We start from the raw sequence: 20,709 nt of genomic DNA on the forward strand, positions 1-20,709 counted from the left end.
TTGCCTCCGGTTGGCCCACACCCGGTTGGCTCGACGCGAGGTGGCGACGACGGGGACCTGCGCGTTCGATTCATCTCGACATCTGGTTGGCGACAGCAATCTGGGGGGTGTCAGCCACGCGCCACGGCCCATTGGCGGCGTGGACCAGCCCCTCCCCAAGAGTGGCGGCCGTCTCCAGCGACAGCCGAAGATCGCAAAGTGCACCCCGACCCGGTCTGTCCCGCCGGATCGCAAGCACCTCCGGGACGCCCGGCAGAACAAAACCGGCGCCCGACCCCTGGGAAGGACCTTTTAGTTGAGCGACACCACCGAACTCCTCTCCGACGCATCAGGCGCTGAGCCGGCGTCCGGCGACACCCCCACCCGCGCCCCGGCCAAGCCGCGTGCGCGTCGCTCCGGCACCGGCCTGTCCGCCAAGGTGCTGCCCGAGCTGCAGAAGATGGCCGCGGAGCTGGGCATCAGCGGGACCGGGCGCATGCGGAAAAGCCAGCTGATCGCGGCCATCCAGGAGAAGCAGGGTGGCGGTTCCGGAGACAGCGCACCGGCTTCCGCGCCCGCCGCGGAGGCTCCCGCCCCGACCGAGGCGGCGGCGCCCGCTGCGGAGCGGCCCACCCGCACGCGCAGGGAACGTTCCCGCGCCAAGACCGTCGAGGACCCCGCCCCGCAGCCCGTGGCCCAGCCCGCGGAGCCCGTGGTCGCGGCCCCCGAGCCCGTCGCCGCCGCCCCGGCCGAGCCGGTCGTGGAGCAGCAGCAGGCGCAGCCCGCGGAGGCCGGGCAGGGCGACCCGCGTGCCGAGCGCGGCGAGAGCCGTCGCGAGCGCCGCAGCCGCGGCGAGCGCCGTGAGCGTGGCGACCGCAGTAGCGGCGACCGCTTCGGCAGCGACCGCGGTGAGGGCGGACGCGACGGTGGCCGCAGCGACCAGCGCGAACGCGCCGCCGACTCCGGCGGCCGGAGCGACCAGCGCAGTGATCAACGCGGTGATCAGCGTGGCGACCAGCGCGGTGATCAGCGTGGCGACCAGCGCGGTGATCAGCGTGGCGACCAGCGCGGTGATCAGCGTGGCGACCAGCGCAGTGACCAGCGCAGTGACCAGCGTGGCGACCAGCGTGGCGACCAGCGTGGCGACCAGCGTGGCGACCAGCGTGGCGACCAGCGTGGCGGGGATGACGACGACCGCGGCGGGCGTGGCCGCAGAGGCCGCTTCAGGGAACGCAACCGTGGCCGTGGCCGTGACCGTTTCGAGGGCGGCGAGCCCGTCATCGGCGACGACGACGTACTCATCCCGATCGCCGGCATCCTCGACATCCTCGACAACTACGCGTTCGTCAGGACCAGCGGCTACCTGCCGGGCAGCAACGACATCTATGTCTCGCTGGCCCAGATCCGCCGCAACGGCCTGCGCAAGGGCGACGTCATCACCGGCGCCGTCAGGCAGCCCCGCGAGGGCGAGCGGCGCGAGAAGTTCAACGCCCTGGTCCGCCTCGACACCGTCAACGGCATGGACCCGGAGCAGGCCCGCAACCGGCCCGACTTCAACAAGCTGACGCCGCTCTACCCGCAGGATCGCCTGCGCCTGGAGACCGAGCACAACATCCTCACCACGCGGATCATCGACCTGGTCTCGCCGATCGGCAAGGGCCAGCGCGGCCTGATCGTCTCGCCGCCCAAGGCCGGTAAGACGATGGTGCTGCAGGCGATCGCCAACGCGATCACCTACAACAACCCCGAGTGCCACCTGATGGTCGTGCTCGTGGACGAGCGGCCTGAAGAGGTCACCGACATGCAGCGGTCGGTCAAGGGCGAGGTCATCCACTCGACCTTCGACCGTCCCGCCGAGGACCACACCACGGTCGCCGAGCTCGCCATCGAGCGGGCCAAGCGCCTGGTGGAGCTGGGCCACGACGTGGTCGTCCTGCTCGACTCGATCACCCGTCTCGGCCGCGCCTACAACCTGGCGGCCCCGGCGTCCGGTCGCATCCTGTCGGGTGGTGTCGACTCCACGGCGCTCTACCCGCCCAAGCGCTTCTTCGGCGCCGCCCGCAACATCGAGAACGGCGGCTCGCTGACGATCCTCGCCACGGCCCTGGTCGAGACCGGGTCGAAGATGGACGAGGTCATCTTCGAGGAGTTCAAGGGCACCGGCAACGCGGAGCTCAAGCTCAACCGCTCCCTGGCCGACAAGCGGATCTTCCCCGCGGTGGACGTGGACGCGTCCGGCACCCGTAAGGAAGAGATCCTCATGGGCAAGGAAGAGCTCCAGATCGTCTGGAAGCTGCGGCGGGTGCTGCACGCGCTCGACATGCAGCAGGCGCTTGAGCTGCTCCTGGAGAAGATGAAGGAGACCAAGTCCAACGCGGAGTTCCTCATGCAGGTCCAGAAGACCACGGTGAGCAACGACCGCGACTAGCTGGCTCTTGTAGTACGAGAGGGGCGGCAGGGGGTTCTCCCTGCCGCCCCTCTCGGTCTGTGTGGGGTTCCGGGGCTCGGCTTTGGGAACGTCCCGCCTGGCACGTGCCGGCTCTTGCGCGGAAGTTCGAGTCCAATGTGCGAGCGGGTCTGCCGAGGGGGGCTCACGGGTGTGGCGGGAGGGGGATAGCCCTACCCCGAGGACGGACGCTCGCCGCATTCACTCCTGAGGCTTCGGCGGGCACGCTGGTGGGCATGCGATCGGTGGCGTTGAAAGACCGCGTGCCCCTTGGCCCGAAGGGGCCGCTGGGGGTCCTGGTCGATCCGATGACCTGGCGGGCGGCCCCGTACTTGCTGGTCAGCGGGGCGTTCGGGATCGGCTGGTTCATCGTGTTGTCCATGGCCGTGCCGATCTCGCTCACGCTGGCGGTCGTCTGGGTGGGCGTGCCGCTGATGATGGCGACCGTGCTGATGTGGCGCGGGGGCGCGATGCTGGAGCGACGGCTGATGTACGCGGCGTTCCGCGTCAAGATAGCCGACCCCTACCGCCCGAGGCCGGAACGCGGGCTGGGCGCGCACCTCCGCTGGCTGCTCGCCGACTCGGCCACCTGGCAGGACCTGGGCTACCTGCTGATGTTGCTCCCGCTGGGGCTGGTCGAGGCGGCCGTGTCGATCGTGTTGTGGTCGGCGACGGTCATGCTGCTCATCCAGCCCGTGCTGACCTCATTGTGGGCCGCGACGGGCCTCTACACCGACCTCACCATCGACAACTGGCCGGGCACCTTCGTCGCCGCGTTCTTCGGCGCCCTGCTGCTCGTGCTGAGCGCGTACCTCGTGCGAGGGATGGGCTGGCTGCACGGGACGCTCGCCGTCGTGCTGCTCGGCGGCAGCGAGGAGGAGCGGCTGCGGGCCAGCAGGGCCAGGGGGATCGACGCGGCCGAGGCCGAGCGGCGCAGGATCGAGAGAGACCTGCACGACGGCGCGCAGCAGCGGCTGCTGTCCGTCGCGGTGGACCTGGGGCGGGCGCAGTCGAAGTTCGACACCGAGCCCGAGGCGGCCAGGATGCTCATCGCCCAGGCCCACGCGGGCACGAAGGCCGCCATTGCCGAGCTGCGCAACCTGGCCAGGGGCATCCACCCGGCCATCCTGAGCGACCGCGGGCTCGACGCCGCTCTGTCGGGGCTGGCCGCGCGGGCGCCCGTCCGCGTGGACGTGTCCGTCGAGCTGGCCGAACGGCCCCCGGCGGCGGTGGAGAGCATCGCGTACTTCATCGTGGCCGAGACGCTGGCCAACATGGCCAAGCACGCGGCGGCCACCGAGGCGGCGGTCACAGTCGTCAGGGACCACCGCGGGGTGGTCGTGGACGTGTGGGACAACGGCATCGGCGGGGCGCTCGTCAGCCCGGGAGGCGGCCTGTCGGGGCTGGCCGACCGGGCGGCCACCATCGACGGCGTGCTCGTCCTGCACAGCCCCCTGGGCGGCCCCACTCTCGTGCGTGCGGAGCTGCCCTGCGAGTGGTAGTCATGTGCTCATGCGCGTGGTCATCGCAGAGGACTCCGTACTGCTGCGCGAGGGGCTCGCGCGACTCCTGGCCGACGGGGGCATCGTCACCGTCGCCGCGGTCTCCGACGGGCCCTCGCTGGTCGCCGCGGTGCGTGAGCACGAGCCCGACCTGGGGATCGTCGACGTGCGCATGCCGCCGAGCCACACCGACGAGGGCCTGCGGGCGGCGCTGCAGGTTCGCGCGGCCCGGCCGGACTTCCCGATCCTGGTCCTGTCGCAGTACGTGGAGGAGCGCTACGCCGGAGACCTCATCGGCAAGGCCGTCGGCTACCTGCTGAAGGAGCGGGTGGCGGACGTGGCGGAGTTCCTGGAGACGGTGCGGCAGGTGGCGGCGGGCGGCACGGTCATCGATCCCGAGGTGGTCGTGCAGTTGCTCAGCCGCCAGCGCCGGGGCGCCCCGCTCGACTCGCTCTCTCCCCGGGAGCGCGAGGTCCTGGCCCTGATGGCGGAGGGGCGCTCGAACACCGCCATCGCCTCCCGGTTGGTCGTCACGGAGGGCGCGGTGGAGAAGCATATTTCCGGCATCTTTACCAAGCTGGCCCTCGGACCGGCGCCGGAGGACCATCGGCGGGTGCTCGCCGTGCTGACGTACTTAGGTCGTTGACGCCTCTTTGGCGGGCGAGCCGTGCGGGGGAGGCTGGTGTGACGTCAGTGGCGACCCCGTGAAGATCGTGGGAATGCCGGATGGCCTGGGTTGGTTGCACGATCTGGCACACTGGTAGCTGACCATTTTGCGGTTCCGGTTCACGCCACGCGTGACGGCGACCCGGCGGCCGCACCCCGAAAGGACAGCGATGAAGCGCGACATCCACCCTGACTACAACGTGACGCAGGTGACCTGTTCCTGCGGTAACACGTTCAGCACCCGTAGCACCGCGAAAAGCGGCGTGATCCACGCCGACGTGTGCTCTGCCTGCCACCCGTTCTACACCGGCAAGCAGAAGATCCTCGACACGGGCGGCCGGGTGGCTCGCTTCGAGAAGCGCTTCGGCAAGAAGACCACGGGCAAGTAGCTTCACCCACGCCGGCTCGGACGCACCCCGGTGCGCCGGGTCGGCGTTGTTGGTGAAACGGCCCTAACCCAGACGAAGGACGCACGGTGAACCTCGACGAGTTGCTCAAGGAGTATTCCGAGCTGGAGCTGCAGCTCGCCGACCCCGCCGTGCACGCAGACCAGAACAAGGCCCGCACCCTCGGCAGGCGCTATTCCCAGCTCACGCCGATCGTGGGCACCTACCGCGAGCTCGATTCGGCCCGTGACGACCTGAGCGCCGCCAAGGAGCTGGCGGGTGAGGACGAGGGGTTCGCGGCCGAGGCCGCGGAGCTCGAAGAGCGCATCCCCCGGCTGGAGGAGAAGCTCAGGCACCTGCTCATCCCGCGCGATCCCAACGATGACAAGGACATCATCATGGAGATCAAGGCGGGCGAGGGCGGCGAGGAGTCCGCGTTGTTCGCGGGCGACCTGCTGCGGATGTATCTGAGATACGCCGAGCGGCTCGGCTGGAAGGCCGAGATCATCGACACCCAGTCCTCCGACCTCGGCGGCTACAAAGACGTCACGGTCGGCATCAAGGCCAAGGGCGACGAGGGCGTGTGGTCCAGGCTCAAATACGAGGGCGGCGTGCACCGCGTGCAGCGGGTGCCCGTCACCGAGTCGCAGGGCCGCATCCACACCAGCGCCGCGGGCGTGCTCGTCTACCCGGAGGCGGAGGAGGTGGACGTCCAGATCGACCCCAACGACCTGCGCGTCGACGTCTACCGCTCCAGCGGCCCCGGCGGCCAGAGCGTCAACACCACCGACTCCGCGGTCCGCATCACCCACCTGCCCACCGGTGTGGTCGTCTCGTGCCAGAACGAGAAGAGCCAGCTCCAGAACAAGGAGTCGGCCATGCGCATCCTGCGCGCCAGGCTGCTGGCCGTGGCGCGGGAGCAGGCCGACGCCGCCGCCCAGGCCGAGCGCAAGTCGCAGGTGCGCACGGTCGACCGCTCCGAGCGCGTACGCACCTACAACTTCCCGGAAAACCGCATCTCCGACCACCGGGTCGGCTTCAAGGCGTATAACCTCGACCAGGTTCTCGACGGCGAGCTCAGCGCCGTCACCCAAGCCCTCATCGACGCCGAGATGGCGGAGAAGCTCGCACAACACTCATGACATTTCTGCTGGACGAGATCGCCCTCGCCACCGCTCGGCTGGCCGAGGCAGGTGTCCCCTCCCCGCGCACCGACGCGGAGGAGATCGCGGCGTTCGTCCACGGCGTGCGCAGGAGCGAGCTGCACACGGTCAAGGACTCCGACTTCGACGCGCTGTTCTGGGAGGGCGTCGCCAGGCGCGAGGCCCGCGAGCCGCTGCAGCACATCACCGGCCACGCCTACTTCCGCTATCTGGAGCTCGCGGTCGGGCCCGGCGTGTTCGTGCCGCGGCCCGAGACCGAGGTGGTGGCCGGCTGGGCCATCGAGACGCTGCGCGCGATGGACGTGACCGCCCCGCTCGTGGTCGACCTGGGCACCGGCTCGGGCGCGATCGCGCTCTCGATCGCCCAGGAGGTGGCGCTGGCCGAGGTGCACGCCGTGGAGGTCGATCCGGGGGCGTATACATGGGCCAAGCGCAACATCTCCGAACACGGCCAGGGCCGCACCCACCTGCATCCCGAGGACCTCGCGGAGGCACTGCCCGAGCTCAACGGCAAGGTCGACCTGGTCATCTCCAACCCGCCCTACATCCCGCCCGGCGCGATCCCGCGCGATCCCGAGGTGCGCGACTACGACCCCTCCAGGGCGCTCTACGGCTCGGGCGACGACGGGCTCGGTGAGGTGCGGGCGGTCGAGCGTACGGCCCGCCGCCTGCTGCGGCCCGGCGGCTGGGTCGTCGTCGAGCACGCCGACGAGCAGGGCAGGGCGGTCTACCTGACATTCCCTGAGGACAACGGCTGGCGGGACGTACGCCTTCGCCAGGACCTCACCAGAAGGGACCGCTTCGTCACGGCCAAGCTGGGCCAGGACTAGGATGCACGCCGTGGGAAGACGCTTTGACTGCTCCGACCTTGACCAGCGGACCGAGGGACTGACGGAGGCCGCCGCCGCCGTACGCCGCGGCGAGCTCGTGGTGCTGCCGACCGACACCGTCTACGGGATCGGCGCCGACGCCTTCACGCCGTCGGCGGTCACCGCCTTGCTCGACGCCAAGGGGCGCGGGCGCGAGATGCCGCCGCCGGTGCTCGTCGGCACCGTCAGAGCCGCCACAGCGCTCATAGACGACCTGGGGCCTTATGGGCAGGATCTGATAGACGCCTTCTGGCCGGGGCCGCTCACGCTGGTCTGCAAGGCCAACAGGGCCCTTTCCTGGGACCTGGGTGAGACCAAGGGCACGGTGGCCGTACGCATGCCGCTCCACCCGGTCGCGCTCGACCTGCTCAAGGAGACCGGTCCCATGGCCGTCTCCAGCGCCAACCGCTCCGGCGCGCCCGCTGCCGTCACCGCCGCGGAGGCCGAGGAGCAGCTCGGCGAGTCGATCGCGGTCTACCTCGACGGCGGCAAGACCACCGACAACACGCCCTCCACCATCATCGACCTCACCACGGCCGTGCCCCGGCTGCTGCGGCGCGGGGCGATCCCGGTGGAGAAGCTGCGCGGCATCATCGGCTACGTCGCCACCGACGACTGACGTATACCGTCTGCTTATCCCGGCTGCGATCGTGCTCCGGCCAAGATTACGGTGAGGCCCGGAGCGGCGATACGTCCGGGAGTGGCCCATGGGCAAGTTCGACGGCATGGATCCCAAGCTGGTCCGTGACCTGCTGACCGAGGTGAAGCACGCGACCACGCAGATGCGTACGGTCGAGGACCGGGTCAGGCTCGCCATGAACCGCGCCGGGCTCGCCACCCAGACCACCCATCGTCCCGCGCAGGTCGCCGACGCGGCTGACGAGATGGTCAAGGACGTCAACGTCCGGCTCGGCGTGCTGGAGAAGCGGGTGGATCAGCCTCGGGGGGACGTTCCCGGGATGGGGGCGGGCTCGACCGAGGACGACGAGCCGAAGGATGTGCGCGTGGATCAGGACAAGTACGACAATCCACGCGCCGACGAGGTCCCCCCGAAGGACCACGACGCGAGGACGGGCGAACAACCGAAGACCGGCGAGGACGCCAAGACGGGCGAGGAGCCGAAGACCGGCAAGGACGGCACGACCGGCAAGGACGGGACGACGGGCGACGACGCCAAGACCGGCGAGGAAGCCAAGACCGGTGACGGCACGAAGACCGGCGATGAGGCCAAGACGGACTCCGACGGCAAGACGTGCGACGACGCCGAGGACACGGGGACCGGCAAAGATACCGGTACCGGGCAGGACGCAGGTACCGGGCAGGACACCGGTACCGGGCAGGACACCGGGACGGGGCAGGACAGCGGGACCGATGGCGGGACCGGTGACCAGCCCGCGGACGAGCCCAAGGACGACGACCAGGACAGCAGGCGCGACCGAGGGGCCGAGGCGGACGCGAGCGTGCCCGGCGCCCCGGCCAAGGACCAGCAGGACGCGACCAAGCCGCAGATCGTGGTGGTCGATGGCGTCAAGGTCCTCCAGGTGCCCATCGATCCGCCCACGGCCGAGCAGTTGGAGGCCCTGCTCGAGAACACCGACGACGTGCAACCCGCCGAAATGCCGAAGCTGCCCGCCGACACCACCGCCGCCGCGAACGTCAACACCTGGGCCAACGACGGCAGCGACGTGGTCTCCGCCGACACCACCCCGCCCAGCCTGGACGCGCTGAAGACGGTGGTGGAGAACCACAGGGACATCCAGCCGCAGGACATGCCCGGGGTCGAGGTCCCCGCGGGCGAGTACGGCAAGGGCGAGTGGGCCGAGCGCGACATCCGCCCGGACGGCCCCGCGGGCTCGATCGACGCGGGCGGGCCGAGTACGGGCGGAGGTGACACGGTGACGCTCCCACCGACATCGGCGGCTATGGACGACGGCGGAGCCCCGCCGACCACACCGGCCGACAACGCCGCCACCACCGCGGGGGCCGACGACGCGTGCGCCTCCGGCACGGATACGACTCCCGGCGATACGAGGCCGGGTGGCGCGGACACGATCCCCGGCGATACGAGGCCGGGTGGCGTGGACACGGCCCCAGGTGGCGCAGGCGCGACTCCAGGTGATTCTGGCGCTACGCCAGGTGACAAGGATGCCCTGCCGGGCGGGTCCACAGGCGACCAGCCCGGCCAGGGGACCGGCGATGACCAGGGCACGGGTGACCGGGACAGCGGCGACCGGGGGACCGGGGACCGAGGGACCGGCGACCAGGGGACGGGCCAAAGGACGGGCGACCAAGGCGCGCCCGTTACGATCCCGCCGACGAATCCCGCGGCCGAGTCGCCCACCGGCACCACGGCTGCCCCGCCGGCCACGGCAACGGTCGCCGAGGCCGGTTATGGGGCGGAGACGCCGTCGAGGGCCGAAGCCGCCGGCGGGGCCGGTTACGAGGCGGCCGGATCGGGGGTCAGTGCGTGGGCCAATGACGGCAGTGACGTGGTGTCCGTGGACATGCCGCCCATCGACCCCGAAGCCCTCCGAGTCCTGATCGACAACGTGCGCGACATCCAGCCCCTCGACATGCCCTCCGTCGAGATCCCCGCCGGCGAGTACGGCAAGGGCGAGTGGGCACCCAAGGACATCGGGCCGGACGGCCCACCGGGGTCGATCGATCCCGGTACGCCGGAAAGGAACCCGTGATGTACGTAGACCCCCCGGCCCCCAAACCCAAAGAACGCGACGAGACCCCGCCCGCCAGCACCGCAGGCCCCCTGGAGAACCCTCCGAGGGCCTGGGAGTTCAATCCCGACTACCAGCGCCTGGTGGTCGCGTGGAACACCGTCCTGCCCCAGCTCGAAACGCTCAGAACGGCCCTCGACAAGGCGTACGGCCTGGCCAGGAGCCCTCAGACGTGGGACGCCCCCGTGGGCGAGCGCTACGTCCAGGACATCCGCGAGTGGCGCACCAGGCTCGCCGTCTACCGCCATTCCGTGCTCACCTCGATCAGCGACGAAGCGGCCGATACGCCGCGCTGGATCCCGACGACCGCCAACGCACCACACGCCTTCCCGTGAGGTGAAATTTCGGGGAATCACCGACGTATGGGAGAAACGGACATTAGGTCGTACAGTGGGGAAATGGGTGAGCAACCCTACTATGGTCCGGACTTCGGGCTGCTGCAGAGGCAGGATCCCGAGCTCGCGCAGGTCCTGCTCGACGAGCTGGACCGGGTGCGCGGCGGGATCCAGCTCATCGCGAGCGAGAACTTCACCTCGCCCGCCGTCCTGGCTGCCCTGGGCTCCACGCTCACCAACAAGTACGCCGAGGGCTACCCCGGCAGGCGTTACTACGGCGGCTGCGAGGTCGTGGACCGGGCCGAGCGGCTGGCGATCGAGCGAGCCAAGAAACTCTTCAAAGCCGAGCACGCCAACGTCCAGTCCCACTCGGGAGCCTCCGCCAACCTGGCCGCCTACGCCGCCCTCCTCCAGCCCGGCGACACCATGCTGGCCATGGCCCTGCCGCACGGCGGCCACCTCACCCACGGCTCCAAGGTGAACTTTTCCGGAAGATGGTTCGACGTCGTCTCGTACGGCGTGCGTCGCGACACCGAACTCATCGATTACGACGAGGTGCGGGATCTCGCGCTGCGCCACCAGCCGAAGCTCATCGTGTGCGGCGCCACGGCGTACCCGAGGTTGATCGACTTCGCTGCCTTCCGCGGCATCGCGGACGAGGTGGGGGCGTGGTTGCTGGCCGACGTGGCGCACCCGATCGGGCTGATGGCGGGTGGCGCGATCCCGTCGGCGGTGCCGTACGCGGACGTGGTGACGCTCACCACCCACAAGGTGCTGCGCGGGCCGCGCGGCGGCGCCATCCTGTGCACCGAGGAGCTGGCGAAGAAGATCGACCGGGCGGTGTTCCCGTTCATCCAGGGCGGGCCGCTGATGCACGTGGTGGCGGCCAAGGCGGTGGCGTTCGCGGAGGCGATGCGGCCGGAGTTCGCCGACTACGCCAAAAAGGTGATCGTGAACGCGCAGGCGCTGACGGAGACGCTGGCCGGCGAGGGGATGCGGGCCGTGTCCGGCGGCACGGACACCCATCTGGCGCTGATCGACCTGCGCGACCTCGATGTGTCCGGAGCCGAGGCGGAGCGCAGGTGCGCCGCCGCCGGGATCACGCTCAACCGCAACGTGATCCCGTACGACCCCGAGCCCGCCTCCGTGACCTCGGGGATCCGCGTCGGCACGCCGTGCGTGACCACCCAGGGCATGGGACCTCAGGAGCTGAAAGAGGTGGGCACTCTGGTGACCCGGGCGGTGCGGGATCCGGGCAGCGCGGGCGAGGTTCGGGAAAGAGTCTCGGCGCTTCTTGCCATCCATCAGCCATATCTCAGCGAATAATAAGCTGGTCTGTGTCGTTTTCCGGTCACACTCGGCCGGAGCATCCGGGAAACTAGATCCGTGCGCGAATACCTGTTCATGGCGCTCATCTCAGCGGCCGTGACCTACTTGCTGGTCCCGCTGGTGCGTCGCTTCGCCATCCGCATCGGCGCCATGCCCGAGGTTCGCGCGCGCGACGTGCACACCACGCCGACGCCCAGGCTGGGCGGCCTGGCCATGTACGGCGGGCTGGTCGCGGGCCTGCTGGTCGCCAGCCGGCTCACCCACACCGGCGAGGCGCTGGCCGAGTCCGACGGCAACGCGGTGACGGCGTTGATCGTCGCGGGCGGGCTCATCACGCTGACCGGATTCCTCGACGACTGGTGGGGCATGGACGCCTTCATCAAGCTCGGCGGGCAGATCGCGGCGGCCGGGGTGCTGGTCTTCTTCGACCTGCGGCTCCTGTACATCCCGCTGCCGCAGGATTGGGGCGGCTCCACCAGCCTCGACTACACGCTCAGCACCGTCATCACCATCATGGTCGTGGTCGTGACGATCAACGCGGTCAACTTCGTCGACGGGCTCGACGGGCTCGCGGCCGGGATCGTCTGCATCGCCGGCATGGCCACCTGGGCCTATTCGATCTTCCTCGCCGACAACATCAGCGGTGGGCGCATCACCACCACGGCCGCCATCGCCGCCATCCTCATCGGCACCTGCCTGGGCTTCCTGCCGCACAACTTCCATCCGGCGAAGATCTTCATGGGCGACACGGGGGCGATGCTGATCGGGCTCGTGCTGGCCTCTTCCATCGTCACCGTGACGCCGCTCGACCCGGCGATCATCGAGGGCATGAATAAGGTGCCGGTCCTGCTGCCGCTGCTCCTGCCGGCCGCGGTGCTGGTGTTGCCGCTGGTCGACCTGATAACCGCCGTGGTACGGCGCACCTCGCACGGCCTGTCGCCGTTCGCGCCCGACCGCGGCCACCTGCACCACCGGCTGATGGACATCGGCCACTCCCACCGGCGCTCCGTGCTGATCATGTACGCGTGGGCGTTCCTGTTCGCTTTCGGCATCGTGGGGATGTCCACGATCGGCGTGCCCGTCCTGCTGTTCCCCGTGGTCATCGTGCTCGCGCTGGCCGTTCTGGTGCTGATGGCCCTGCCGCGCTGGCGGGGCAGGGGCGGGACGCACGCCTCCCGGGGCAGAAAGCAGCCCGACGACGACGGGCCGCCCACCGGGCCGATGCCGCCGATCCTGCCGGAGACCGAGGTCAGGCGGCGGGTGCCGCCCGCGGACGGCCCCACGCACGAGCGTGCTTCTGCCGAGGGCAATCCGGTCATTCCCGCCTTCCCGAGCCGTTCTTGATCGCGAACTAGAAACGGCAGGTAAAAGCGGTCTTCCGTGAGCTTGTGATATCTTTCACGAGCAGGGACTCCAGATGCACCGCTTCTGGAGGTAGCAAACGCTCGCTTGATAACATGCTGATGGAGCACCAATGCAGGCCAACGACGTGCGCATTCTCAAGAGCGCCGCGATTCCGACCCTCGCGGTTGGACTGGTCGCCGTGGTCGTGGCACTGCTGGCGGCAGGCGGCAAGGGAGCGCTGGGCGCGGCGATCGGCACCTTGCTCGTCGGGGTTTTCTTCAGCATCAGCGTGGTAGCGGTGTCCTATGCCGCACGGGTCTCCCCCCAGCTGATGGCGATCGCCGCGATGGTCAGCTATCTCGTCAAGGTCGTCGTCATCATGATCGTGCTGAGCGCGTTCGGTGACACCACGGCCTGGGACTCCCGGGCGTTCGCCTGGTCGGTCGTCGTCTGCACGCTGGTGTGGACCGGCTTTGAGGTGCGCGCCTTCATCAAAACCAAGATGCTCTACGTCGACCCCGAGGCATCCGTCCCCGGAAGGGGCGACTCATGAGGCCGGCATCCGGGCGGGGCCCGATATGACTAGTCCTCTACTTGCCTGCTATCCTCGGGCCCGCGATGAGCGCACACGAACGCCGACCCGAAGAAGACGGTCGCGACTTCGCCGACGCCATGTGGTCGATCCCCAGCTATCTGCTCGCCGGGATGGCGATCTACGGAGGCATCGGGTGGTTGCTGGACCGCTGGCTCGACACGTCCGCGTTCTTTCCCATAGGCACCGTCTTGGGGCTGGTGCTCGCGGGCTACCTGGCCTACCGGAAGTTCAGCCGCTAACCCGCTGCGGCAATGGCTTCGCTGAGGAAACCCTTGTGATCCACTACGACGTTGAAGGGAACGCCGCGTGAACACGCTGACGGTCCTCGCTCCTCCTGGTGACCAGTTCGGGGCGCCTACGCCCAACGAGCTGTTCGACCTGCCCCCGATCATTTCGGGGGTCGAATGGTTCACCAAGCCGGTCCTGCTGGCGACGCTCAGCGCGATTCTCGTGATCGGCCTGTGCTGGGCGGCCTTCTCCAAGCCGAAGCTCGTGCCGAGGGGCGTCCAGAACATCACCGAGTACGGCTACATGTTCGTCCGTGACCAGGTCGCCCGGCCCTTTCTGGGCAAGGACGCCGACCGGTTCATGGGCCTGCTGCTGACTCTGTTCTTCCTGGTCTTCTTGTGGAACCTGATGGGCGTCATCCCGATCGCCCAGTTCCCGGTGGCCTCGCACATCGCCTTCCCGGCGGTGCTCGCGCTCTCGATCTACGTACTCAAGATCTACCTCGGCATCAAGCACCAGGGCCTGGGCGGCTACTTCAAGAACATGATGTTCCCGCCCGGCCTGCCGAAGGCGATCTACCTGCTGCTGTCGCCGATCGAGTTTCTGTCGAACATGATCATCGCGCCGTTCACCCACGCGGTCCGGCTCTTCGCCAACATGTTCGCCGGGCACATGCTGCTCGCGTTCTTCAGCATGGTCGGCTTCTGGTTCCTGTTCGAGAAGCTCACCCCGCTCGGCGCGGGGGTCGGCGTCGTCGGTGTGATCATGACGATCATCTTCACCGGCTTCGAGATCTTCATTCAGTTCCTGCAGGCATTTCTCTTCGCGATGCTGGCATCGATGTACATCGGTGGCTCCTTGCACGCTGAACACTGAGAACCACATACCGGAATATCCATGACCGGTGAGACTCCGCTTCACCGGCCGTCCAGTAAAGGAATACAGCAATGAGCGTTCTCGCTGAGGTCTCCGGCAACGTCACCGCCATCGGTTACGGTCTCGCCGCCATCGGCCCCGGCATCGGCGTCGGCATCATCTTCGGTCAGGGCGTGCAGGCCATCGCCCGCCAGCCGGAGGCGTACCCCCTGATTCGCCAGAACATGCTCCTCGGCTTCGTCCTCACCGAGGCCCTCGCCCTGATCGGTCTGGTCGCCCCGTTCCTCTTCCAGGCCATCTGACGACCGGAAGAATCTCTGACGAAAGGCTGCAACCATGACAATGGCAGCTAAGCTCCTCGCCGCGCCGGAGGAGGGTGGGTTCAACCCCCTCGTCCCGCACACGTACGAGCTCGTCGTCGGTATCTTCTCGTTCCTCGTCGTCCTTGTCGTCGTCGGCAAGATCCTCGTACCGCGCATCCAGAAGACGCTGGCTGAGCGGACCGACGCGATCGAGGGTGGCATCAAGAGAGCCGAGGAGGCCCAGGCGGTCGCGCAGGACCTGCAGCAGCAGTACCGCGACCGGCTCGCCGAGGCCCGGCACGAGGCGGCCAGGCTGCGCGAGGAGGCTCGCGAGCAGGCCGCGCAGATCAAGGCCGAGCTCCGCGAGGAGGCGCAGGCCGAGGCCCGCCGTCTCGTCGAGGCCGCGCACGCCCAGATCGAGGCGGACCGCCAGGCGGCGTTCGCCCAGCTCCGCGCGGAGATCGGTCGCCTGTCGACCGACCTGGCCGGCCGCATCGTCGGCGAGTCCCTCGAAGACGAGGCCAGGCAGAGCCGCATCGTCGACCGGTTCCTCGACGAGCTCGAGTCCAGCGACGCGCAGGCGGTGCGCTGATGGTAACCGCCAGCAGTGACAGGGTGAGCGGCCGATGAGAGGGCTGAGCAGGGCCTCGCTGGCCGTGGTCGAGGAGCGGTTCAACGCGGTCGCCGGCAGTGCCGACCTCGGTGCGCTCTCCGACGAGCTGTTCGCCGTCGCGGATCTGCTCGACCGTGAGCACGGCCTGCGCCGTGCCCTGTCCGACCCGGCCAGGGCCGCCGAGCAGAAGGCGCGCACCGTGCGTGCGCTGCTCGATGGCAAGGTCAGCGAGGCGGCGATCGCCACCACCGAGACCGCGGTCTCGGCCACGTGGTCCCGCGCCGGTGACCTGGCCGACGTGCTCGAACGGCTCGGCGTCGTCGCCGCGGCGGCGGAGGCGGAGGGCCAGTCCAGGATCGACGACGTGGAGGACGAGCTCTTCCGCTTCGGCCGCATCGTCGCCGCCAACTCTGACCTGCGCCGCGCGCTCGCCGACCAGGCGGCGCCCGAGCCGGGCAAGGAGCAGCTCCTGCGCGACCTGCTCGGCGGCAAGGTCGCCCCGACCAGCCTGCGCCTGATCACGCAGGTCGCGGTGCATCCGCGTGGGCGTAGCCTGGAAACAGGACTGGAGGAGTTCGGCCAGCTCGTGGCCCAGCAGCGCCAGCGCCTCGTGGCGGTGGTGCGCAGCGCGGTCGAGCTGTCCGAGGGGCAGAAGCAGCGCCTGGCGGCGTGGCTGAGCGCCTCCTACGGGCGCGACGTGCACCTGAATGTCGAGGTGGACAAGCGAGTGCTCGGTGGGTTCTCGGTCCGCATCGGCGACGAGATCATCGACACCACCATTGTGGGACGAATCGAAGAAGTCCGCCGCCGGTTGGCCGGCTAGGGCAAAGAGGGAGACAGAGTAGAGATGGCGGAGCTTACGATCCGGCCGGACGAGATCCGGGACGCGCTTGAGCGCTTCGTCCAGGCGTACGAACCGGAAGGCGCCGCGCGCGAGGAGATCGGGACCGTCGTCGACGCCGGCGACGGCATTGCCCATGTCTCCGGCCTTCCCTCGGCGATGGCGAACGAGCTGCTCGAGTTCGAGGACGGCACGCGCGGCCTGGCACTTAACCTCGACACCCGCGAGATCGGTGTCGTGGTCCTGGGCGAATTCAGCGGCGTCGAGGAGGGCCAGACGGTCCGCAGGACGGGCGAGGTCCTGTCCGTGCCCGTCGGCGACAACTTCCTCGGCCGTGTGGTCGACCCCCTGGGCAACCCGCTCGACGGCAAGGGCGCCATCGAGTCCGAGGGCCTGCGCGCCCTCGAACTGCAGGCCCCCTCGGTTGTCCAGAGGCAGCCGGTGAAGCAGCCGCTGCAGACCGGCATCAAGGCGATCGACGCCATGACGCCGATCGGCCGCGGCCAGCGCCAGCTGATCATCGGTGACCGTGGCACCGGCAAGACCGCGATCGCCGTGGACACGATTCTCAACCAGCGCGACAACTGGCTCTCGGGCGACCCCGAGAAGCAGGTGCGCTGCGTTTACGTCGCGGTCGGCCAGAAGGGCTCGACGATCGCCCAGGTGCGTTCCCGCCTCGAAGAGGCCGGCGCCCTGGAATACACCACGATCGTCGCCGCCCCGGCGTCCGACCCCGCCGGCTACAAGTACATCGCCCCCTACACCGGTTCGGCCATCGGCCAGCACTGGATGTACCAGGGCAAGCACGTCCTGATCATCTTCGACGACCTCACCAAGCAGGCCGACGCCTACCGCGCCGTCTCGCTGCTGCTGCGCCGCCCGCCGGGCCGCGAGGCGTTCCCCGGTGACGTCTTCTACCTCCACTCCCGCCTCCTGGAGCGCTGCGCCAAGCTCTCCGACAACATGGGCGGCGGCTCGATGACCGGCCTGCCGATCATCGAGACCAAGGGCAACGACGTGTCGGCGTTCATCCCGACCAACGTCATCTCCATCACCGACGGTCAGTGCTTCCTGGAGACCGACTACTTCAACGCCGGCATCCGGCCCGCGATCAACGTCGGTATCTCGGTCTCCCGAGTCGGCGGCTCGGCGCAGATCAAGGCGATGCGGAAGGTCGCGGGCACGCTGCGCCTGTCCCTCTCGCAGTATCGCGACCTGGAGGCCTTCGCGGCCTTCGCCTCCGACCTGGACGCGGCCTCCCGCGCCCAGCTCGACCGCGGTCAGCGCCTGACCGAGCTGCTCATCCAGCCGCAATACTCGCCGTTCCCGGCCGAGCGGCAGGTCGTCTCGATCTGGGCCGGCACGACCGGTGAGCTGGACGAGGTGCCGGTCGAGGACATCCGCCGCTTCGAGCAGGAGTTCCTCGACTTCCTGCAGAGTGGTCACAAGGGCGTCTTCGACGCCATCCGTGAGACCAACGACCTGCACGACGACACGGTGACCGCGCTCAAGGACGCCATCACGGAGTTCAAGAAGGGCTTCACCACCTCATCGGGCGAGCTTCTGGTCAAGGACGAGCCGGTCGCTCCGCTCGAGGCCGGCGAGGTCGGCCAGGAGAAGATCAAGAAGGTCGTCCGTCCGGCGGCGGAGAAGTAGTCATGGGTGCCCAGCTAAGGCTGCTGCGGCGGCGGATCAGGTCGGTCAAGTCGACCGCCAAGATCACGCGTGCCCAGGAGCTCATCGCCAGCTCGCGGATCGTGCGGGCGCAGCAGCGGATGCAGGCGGCGTTGCCGTACGAGCGTGAGATCACTCGCGCCGTCACGGGCGTCGTCAGCAACGCGGCGAGCGTCGACCATCCGCTGACCGTGGAGAAGGAGAATCCCGTCAAGGCGGGCGTTCTCATCGTCACCAGCGACAGCGGGTTCTGCGGCGGCTTCAACGCCAACGTGCTGCGCGAGGCCGAGGCCCTGCGCGGGCTGCTGCAGAGCCGCGGCCTGAACGTGGTGCCGTTCGTCACCGGGCGCAAGGGTGTCACCTGGCACACCTTCCGCAGCCGGGACATGGGCGGCCAGTGGGTCGGTTTCTCCAGGAAGCCGGCCTACGCCGACGCCAAGGAGATCGCGGGCACGCTGATCGAGTCGTTCAAGGACGAGGAGGGGATCGACGAGATCCACATCGTCTCGACCGAGTTCGTCTCGATGCTGACCCAGAACGTCGTGGTCAAGCGGGTCCTGCCGCTGGAGGTCGAGGAGACCGAGGCGACGGAGTCCACCGCGATCCCTCCTTACTTCGAGTTCGAGCCGACCGCGGCGGACGTGCTGGAGTCACTGCTGCCGCGTTACGTGGAGTCCCGCATCTTCACGGCGCTGCTGCAGTCGGCGGCGTCTGAGGAGGCCGCGCGGCGCCGCGCCATGAAGTCCGCTACGGACAACGCCAACGAGCTGATCCGCACGTTCACCATGCAGATGAACCAGGCTCGCCAGGCGGAGATCACCCAGGAAATCAGCGAGATCGTCGGTGGCGCCAACGCGCTCGCTGACGCCGCAGCGGGGAAAGAGTGAAATGACTGCAGAGGCTGTTGAGACCGTTGAGACCCCGTCGGCCGGCACCGGCCGCGTGGCTCGCGTCACAGGGCCCGTCGTCGACGTGGAGTTCCCCGTCGAGGCGATGCCCGACATCTACAACGCGCTCAACGTCGAGGTCACCCTCGGCGACGAGACCAAGACCCTGACCATGGAGGTCGCGCAGCACCTGGGTGACAACCTGGTGCGAGCCATCTCCATGCAGCCGACCGACGGCCTGGTCCGCGGCACGGCCGTCACCGACTCGGGCTATCCGATCAGGGTGCCCGTCGGCGACGTCGTCAAGGGCCACGTGTGGAACACGCTGGGCGAGGCGCTGGACGCGCCGACCGCCTCCCTGAAGATCGGGGAGAAGTGGGGCATCCACCGGCCGTCCCCGCCGTTCGACCAGCTCGAGTCCCGTACCGAGATGCTGGTCACCGGTATCAAGGTCATCGACCTGCTCACCCCGTACGTGCAGGGTGGGAAGATCGGTCTGTTCGGCGGCGCCGGCGTGGGCAAGACCGTCCTCATCCAGGAGATGATCCGCCGGGTCGCCCGTAACTTCGGTGGCACCTCGGTGTTCGCCGGCGTGGGCGAGCGCACCCGTGAGGGCAACGACCTCTGGCTGGAGATGGAGGAGGCGGACGTCCTCAAGGACACCGCGCTCGTCTTCGGCCAGATGGACGAGCCGCCGGGCACCCGGCTGCGGGTCGCGCTGTCCGCGCTGACGATGGCGGAATACTTTCGCGACGTGCAGAAGCAGGACGTGCTGCTGTTCATCGACAACATCTTCCGCTTCACGCAGGCGGGCTCGGAGGTCTCCACCCTCCTCGGCCGCATGCCGTCCGCGGTGGGCTACCAGCCGACGCTGGCCGACGAGATGGGTGTGCTCCAGGAGCGCATCACCTCGACGCGCGGTCACTCGATCACCTCGATGCAGGCGATCTACGTGCCCGCCGACGACATCACCGACCCGGCGCCGCACAACGCGTTCGCGCACCTCGACGCGCAGACCGTGCTCTCGCGGCCGATCTCGGAGAAGGGCATCTACCCCGCGGTGGACCCGCTCGACTCCTCCTCCCGGATCCTCGACCCGCAGATCGTGGGCGAGGAGCACTACCGGGTGGCCCAGGAGACCAAGCGGATCCTGCAGAAGTACCGCGAGCTCCAGGACATCATCGCGATCCTCGGTATCGACGAGTTGTCCGAAGAGGACAAGGTCACCGTGCAGCGGGCCCGCCGGATCGAGCGGTTCCTGTCGCACCCGATGTACGCCGCGGAGGCGTTCACCGGCCAGCCGGGCGAGAACGTCCCGCTGGACGAGACCATCGCCTCCTTCAAGGGCCTCTGCGCGGGTGAGTACGACCACCTTCCCGAGCAGGCGTTCTTCATGGTCGGTGGCATCGAGCAGGCCGTGGCCAAGGCCAAGGAACTCGAGCGCCGGTAAATCGCCCGCCGGTAGTGATGTGGTCTTTTGGGCCACATCACTACCTGATCGGAAAGGAACCTACACAAGTGGCGAAGCTACGCGTAGGGGTTGTCTCACCCGAGCGTGAGATCTGGTCGGGCGAGGCCGACATGGTGATTGCCAAGACCGTGGACGGCGAGATCGGTATTATGCCGCAACACGCACCTGTGCTCGGGGTTCTCGTCGAGGGCGGCGTGCTGCGCGTGAAGCGGGAGGGCGAGGGCGATCTCGTGGCGGCGGTGCACGGCGGTTTCATCTCCGTGGCCGACGACGAGGTGTCCGTGCTCGCCGAGGTGGCCGAGCTCGGTTCCGAGGTCGACGTCGCGGCTGCCCGTGACGCTCTCGACCGAGCCCAGGCCTCGATCGAGGCCGACCACGAAGACGCCGACGCGGCAATCGAGGCCAAGCGGGCCAGGGCCCGGCTGCGCGCGGCGGGCGAAGAGGTTTAATACTTAGAAACGGGCTCCGGGG

Annotated in this window: 21 protein-coding genes; all 21 read left to right on the forward strand. The window is 68.9% G+C overall.

Annotated features, from left to right (window positions below):
* Positions 1 to 295: 295 nt before the first annotated feature.
* The 21 genes from rho (at position 296) to ACFLIM_RS06865 (ending at position 20,687) form a co-directional block, all read left to right on the forward strand.
* Positions 296 to 2,407: a transcription termination factor Rho gene (gene rho, locus ACFLIM_RS06765; RefSeq protein WP_393163047.1), complete on the forward strand. Its 2,112-nt coding sequence runs from the start codon at positions 296 to 298 to the stop codon at positions 2,405 to 2,407.
* Positions 2,408 to 2,661: 254 nt separating this feature from the next.
* A complete protein-coding gene (locus ACFLIM_RS06770) occupies positions 2,662 to 3,927 on the forward strand; it encodes a sensor histidine kinase (protein WP_393163049.1) in 1,266 nt (421 codons plus the stop codon).
* Positions 3,928 to 3,937: 10 nt separating this feature from the next.
* The gene (locus tag ACFLIM_RS06775; protein ID WP_393163051.1) at positions 3,938 to 4,573 is read left to right on the forward strand and encodes a response regulator; all 636 of its coding nucleotides are present in this window, start codon (positions 3,938 to 3,940) and stop codon (positions 4,571 to 4,573) included.
* Positions 4,574 to 4,763: 190 nt separating this feature from the next.
* Positions 4,764 to 4,982 carry a 50S ribosomal protein L31 gene (rpmE, locus tag ACFLIM_RS06780; RefSeq protein WP_393163053.1) on the forward strand — a complete coding sequence of 73 codons (219 nt, stop codon included), beginning with the start codon at positions 4,764 to 4,766 and terminating at the stop codon, positions 4,980 to 4,982.
* Positions 4,983 to 5,068: 86 nt separating this feature from the next.
* Complete coding sequence (gene prfA, locus ACFLIM_RS06785) at positions 5,069 to 6,121, forward strand: peptide chain release factor 1 (protein ID WP_393163055.1); 1,053 nt, start codon at positions 5,069 to 5,071, stop codon at positions 6,119 to 6,121.
* A complete protein-coding gene (gene prmC, locus ACFLIM_RS06790) occupies positions 6,118 to 6,972 on the forward strand; it encodes a peptide chain release factor N(5)-glutamine methyltransferase (protein WP_393163057.1) in 855 nt (284 codons plus the stop codon). The genes prfA and prmC overlap by 4 nt, the downstream gene beginning before the upstream one ends.
* A 10-nt stretch (positions 6,973 to 6,982) precedes the next feature.
* Positions 6,983 to 7,630, forward strand: coding sequence for an L-threonylcarbamoyladenylate synthase (locus tag ACFLIM_RS06795; RefSeq protein WP_393163059.1), 648 nt, complete (start codon positions 6,983 to 6,985; stop codon positions 7,628 to 7,630).
* Positions 7,631 to 7,718: 88 nt separating this feature from the next.
* A complete protein-coding gene (locus ACFLIM_RS06800; RefSeq protein WP_393163061.1) occupies positions 7,719 to 9,704 on the forward strand; it encodes a hypothetical protein in 1,986 nt (661 codons plus the stop codon).
* The gene (locus ACFLIM_RS06805; RefSeq protein WP_393163063.1) at positions 9,704 to 10,078 is read left to right on the forward strand and encodes a hypothetical protein; all 375 of its coding nucleotides are present in this window, start codon (positions 9,704 to 9,706) and stop codon (positions 10,076 to 10,078) included. The genes ACFLIM_RS06800 and ACFLIM_RS06805 overlap by 1 nt, the downstream gene beginning before the upstream one ends.
* A 63-nt stretch (positions 10,079 to 10,141) precedes the next feature.
* Positions 10,142 to 11,404, forward strand: coding sequence for a serine hydroxymethyltransferase (locus ACFLIM_RS06810; protein ID WP_393163065.1), 1,263 nt, complete (start codon positions 10,142 to 10,144; stop codon positions 11,402 to 11,404).
* A 60-nt stretch (positions 11,405 to 11,464) separates the two neighbouring features.
* The gene (locus ACFLIM_RS06815; protein WP_393163067.1) at positions 11,465 to 12,751 is read left to right on the forward strand and encodes a glycosyltransferase family 4 protein; all 1,287 of its coding nucleotides are present in this window, start codon (positions 11,465 to 11,467) and stop codon (positions 12,749 to 12,751) included.
* Positions 12,752 to 12,881: 130 nt separating this feature from the next.
* A complete protein-coding gene (locus ACFLIM_RS06820) occupies positions 12,882 to 13,304 on the forward strand; it encodes a hypothetical protein (RefSeq protein WP_393163069.1) in 423 nt (140 codons plus the stop codon).
* A gap of 65 nt (positions 13,305 to 13,369) precedes the next feature.
* Positions 13,370 to 13,585 (forward strand): AtpZ/AtpI family protein, encoded by a 216-nt coding sequence (locus tag ACFLIM_RS06825; protein WP_393163071.1) that lies wholly within the window; start codon positions 13,370 to 13,372, stop codon positions 13,583 to 13,585.
* 67 nt (positions 13,586 to 13,652) lie between these two features.
* Positions 13,653 to 14,450, forward strand: a complete 798-nt coding sequence (gene atpB, locus ACFLIM_RS06830) for a F0F1 ATP synthase subunit A (protein ID WP_393163073.1) — start codon at positions 13,653 to 13,655, stop codon at positions 14,448 to 14,450.
* Positions 14,451 to 14,521: 71 nt separating this feature from the next.
* Positions 14,522 to 14,752, forward strand: coding sequence for an ATP synthase F0 subunit C (gene atpE / locus ACFLIM_RS06835; protein ID WP_393163075.1), 231 nt, complete (start codon positions 14,522 to 14,524; stop codon positions 14,750 to 14,752).
* A gap of 34 nt (positions 14,753 to 14,786) precedes the next feature.
* Entirely contained in the window at positions 14,787 to 15,344 is a 558-nt protein-coding gene (locus ACFLIM_RS06840; protein ID WP_393163077.1) for a F0F1 ATP synthase subunit B, read from the forward strand.
* A gap of 34 nt (positions 15,345 to 15,378) precedes the next feature.
* Complete coding sequence (locus ACFLIM_RS06845) at positions 15,379 to 16,188, forward strand: F0F1 ATP synthase subunit delta (protein ID WP_393163079.1); 810 nt, start codon at positions 15,379 to 15,381, stop codon at positions 16,186 to 16,188.
* A gap of 24 nt (positions 16,189 to 16,212) precedes the next feature.
* Entirely contained in the window at positions 16,213 to 17,862 is a 1,650-nt protein-coding gene (gene atpA / locus ACFLIM_RS06850; protein ID WP_393163081.1) for a F0F1 ATP synthase subunit alpha, read from the forward strand.
* A gap of 2 nt (positions 17,863 to 17,864) precedes the next feature.
* Positions 17,865 to 18,767, forward strand: coding sequence for a F0F1 ATP synthase subunit gamma (locus tag ACFLIM_RS06855; protein ID WP_393163083.1), 903 nt, complete (start codon positions 17,865 to 17,867; stop codon positions 18,765 to 18,767).
* Between the two features lies 1 nt (position 18,768).
* Entirely contained in the window at positions 18,769 to 20,217 is a 1,449-nt protein-coding gene (gene atpD / locus ACFLIM_RS06860) for a F0F1 ATP synthase subunit beta (RefSeq protein ID WP_393163085.1), read from the forward strand.
* Positions 20,218 to 20,285: 68 nt separating this feature from the next.
* Positions 20,286 to 20,687, forward strand: coding sequence for a F0F1 ATP synthase subunit epsilon (locus tag ACFLIM_RS06865; RefSeq protein ID WP_393163087.1), 402 nt, complete (start codon positions 20,286 to 20,288; stop codon positions 20,685 to 20,687).
* Positions 20,688 to 20,709: the final 22 nt, after the last annotated feature.

The sequence above is a fragment of the Nonomuraea marmarensis genome (assembly GCF_043197025.1).
Taxonomy (GTDB): domain Bacteria; phylum Actinomycetota; class Actinomycetes; order Streptosporangiales; family Streptosporangiaceae; genus Nonomuraea; species Nonomuraea marmarensis.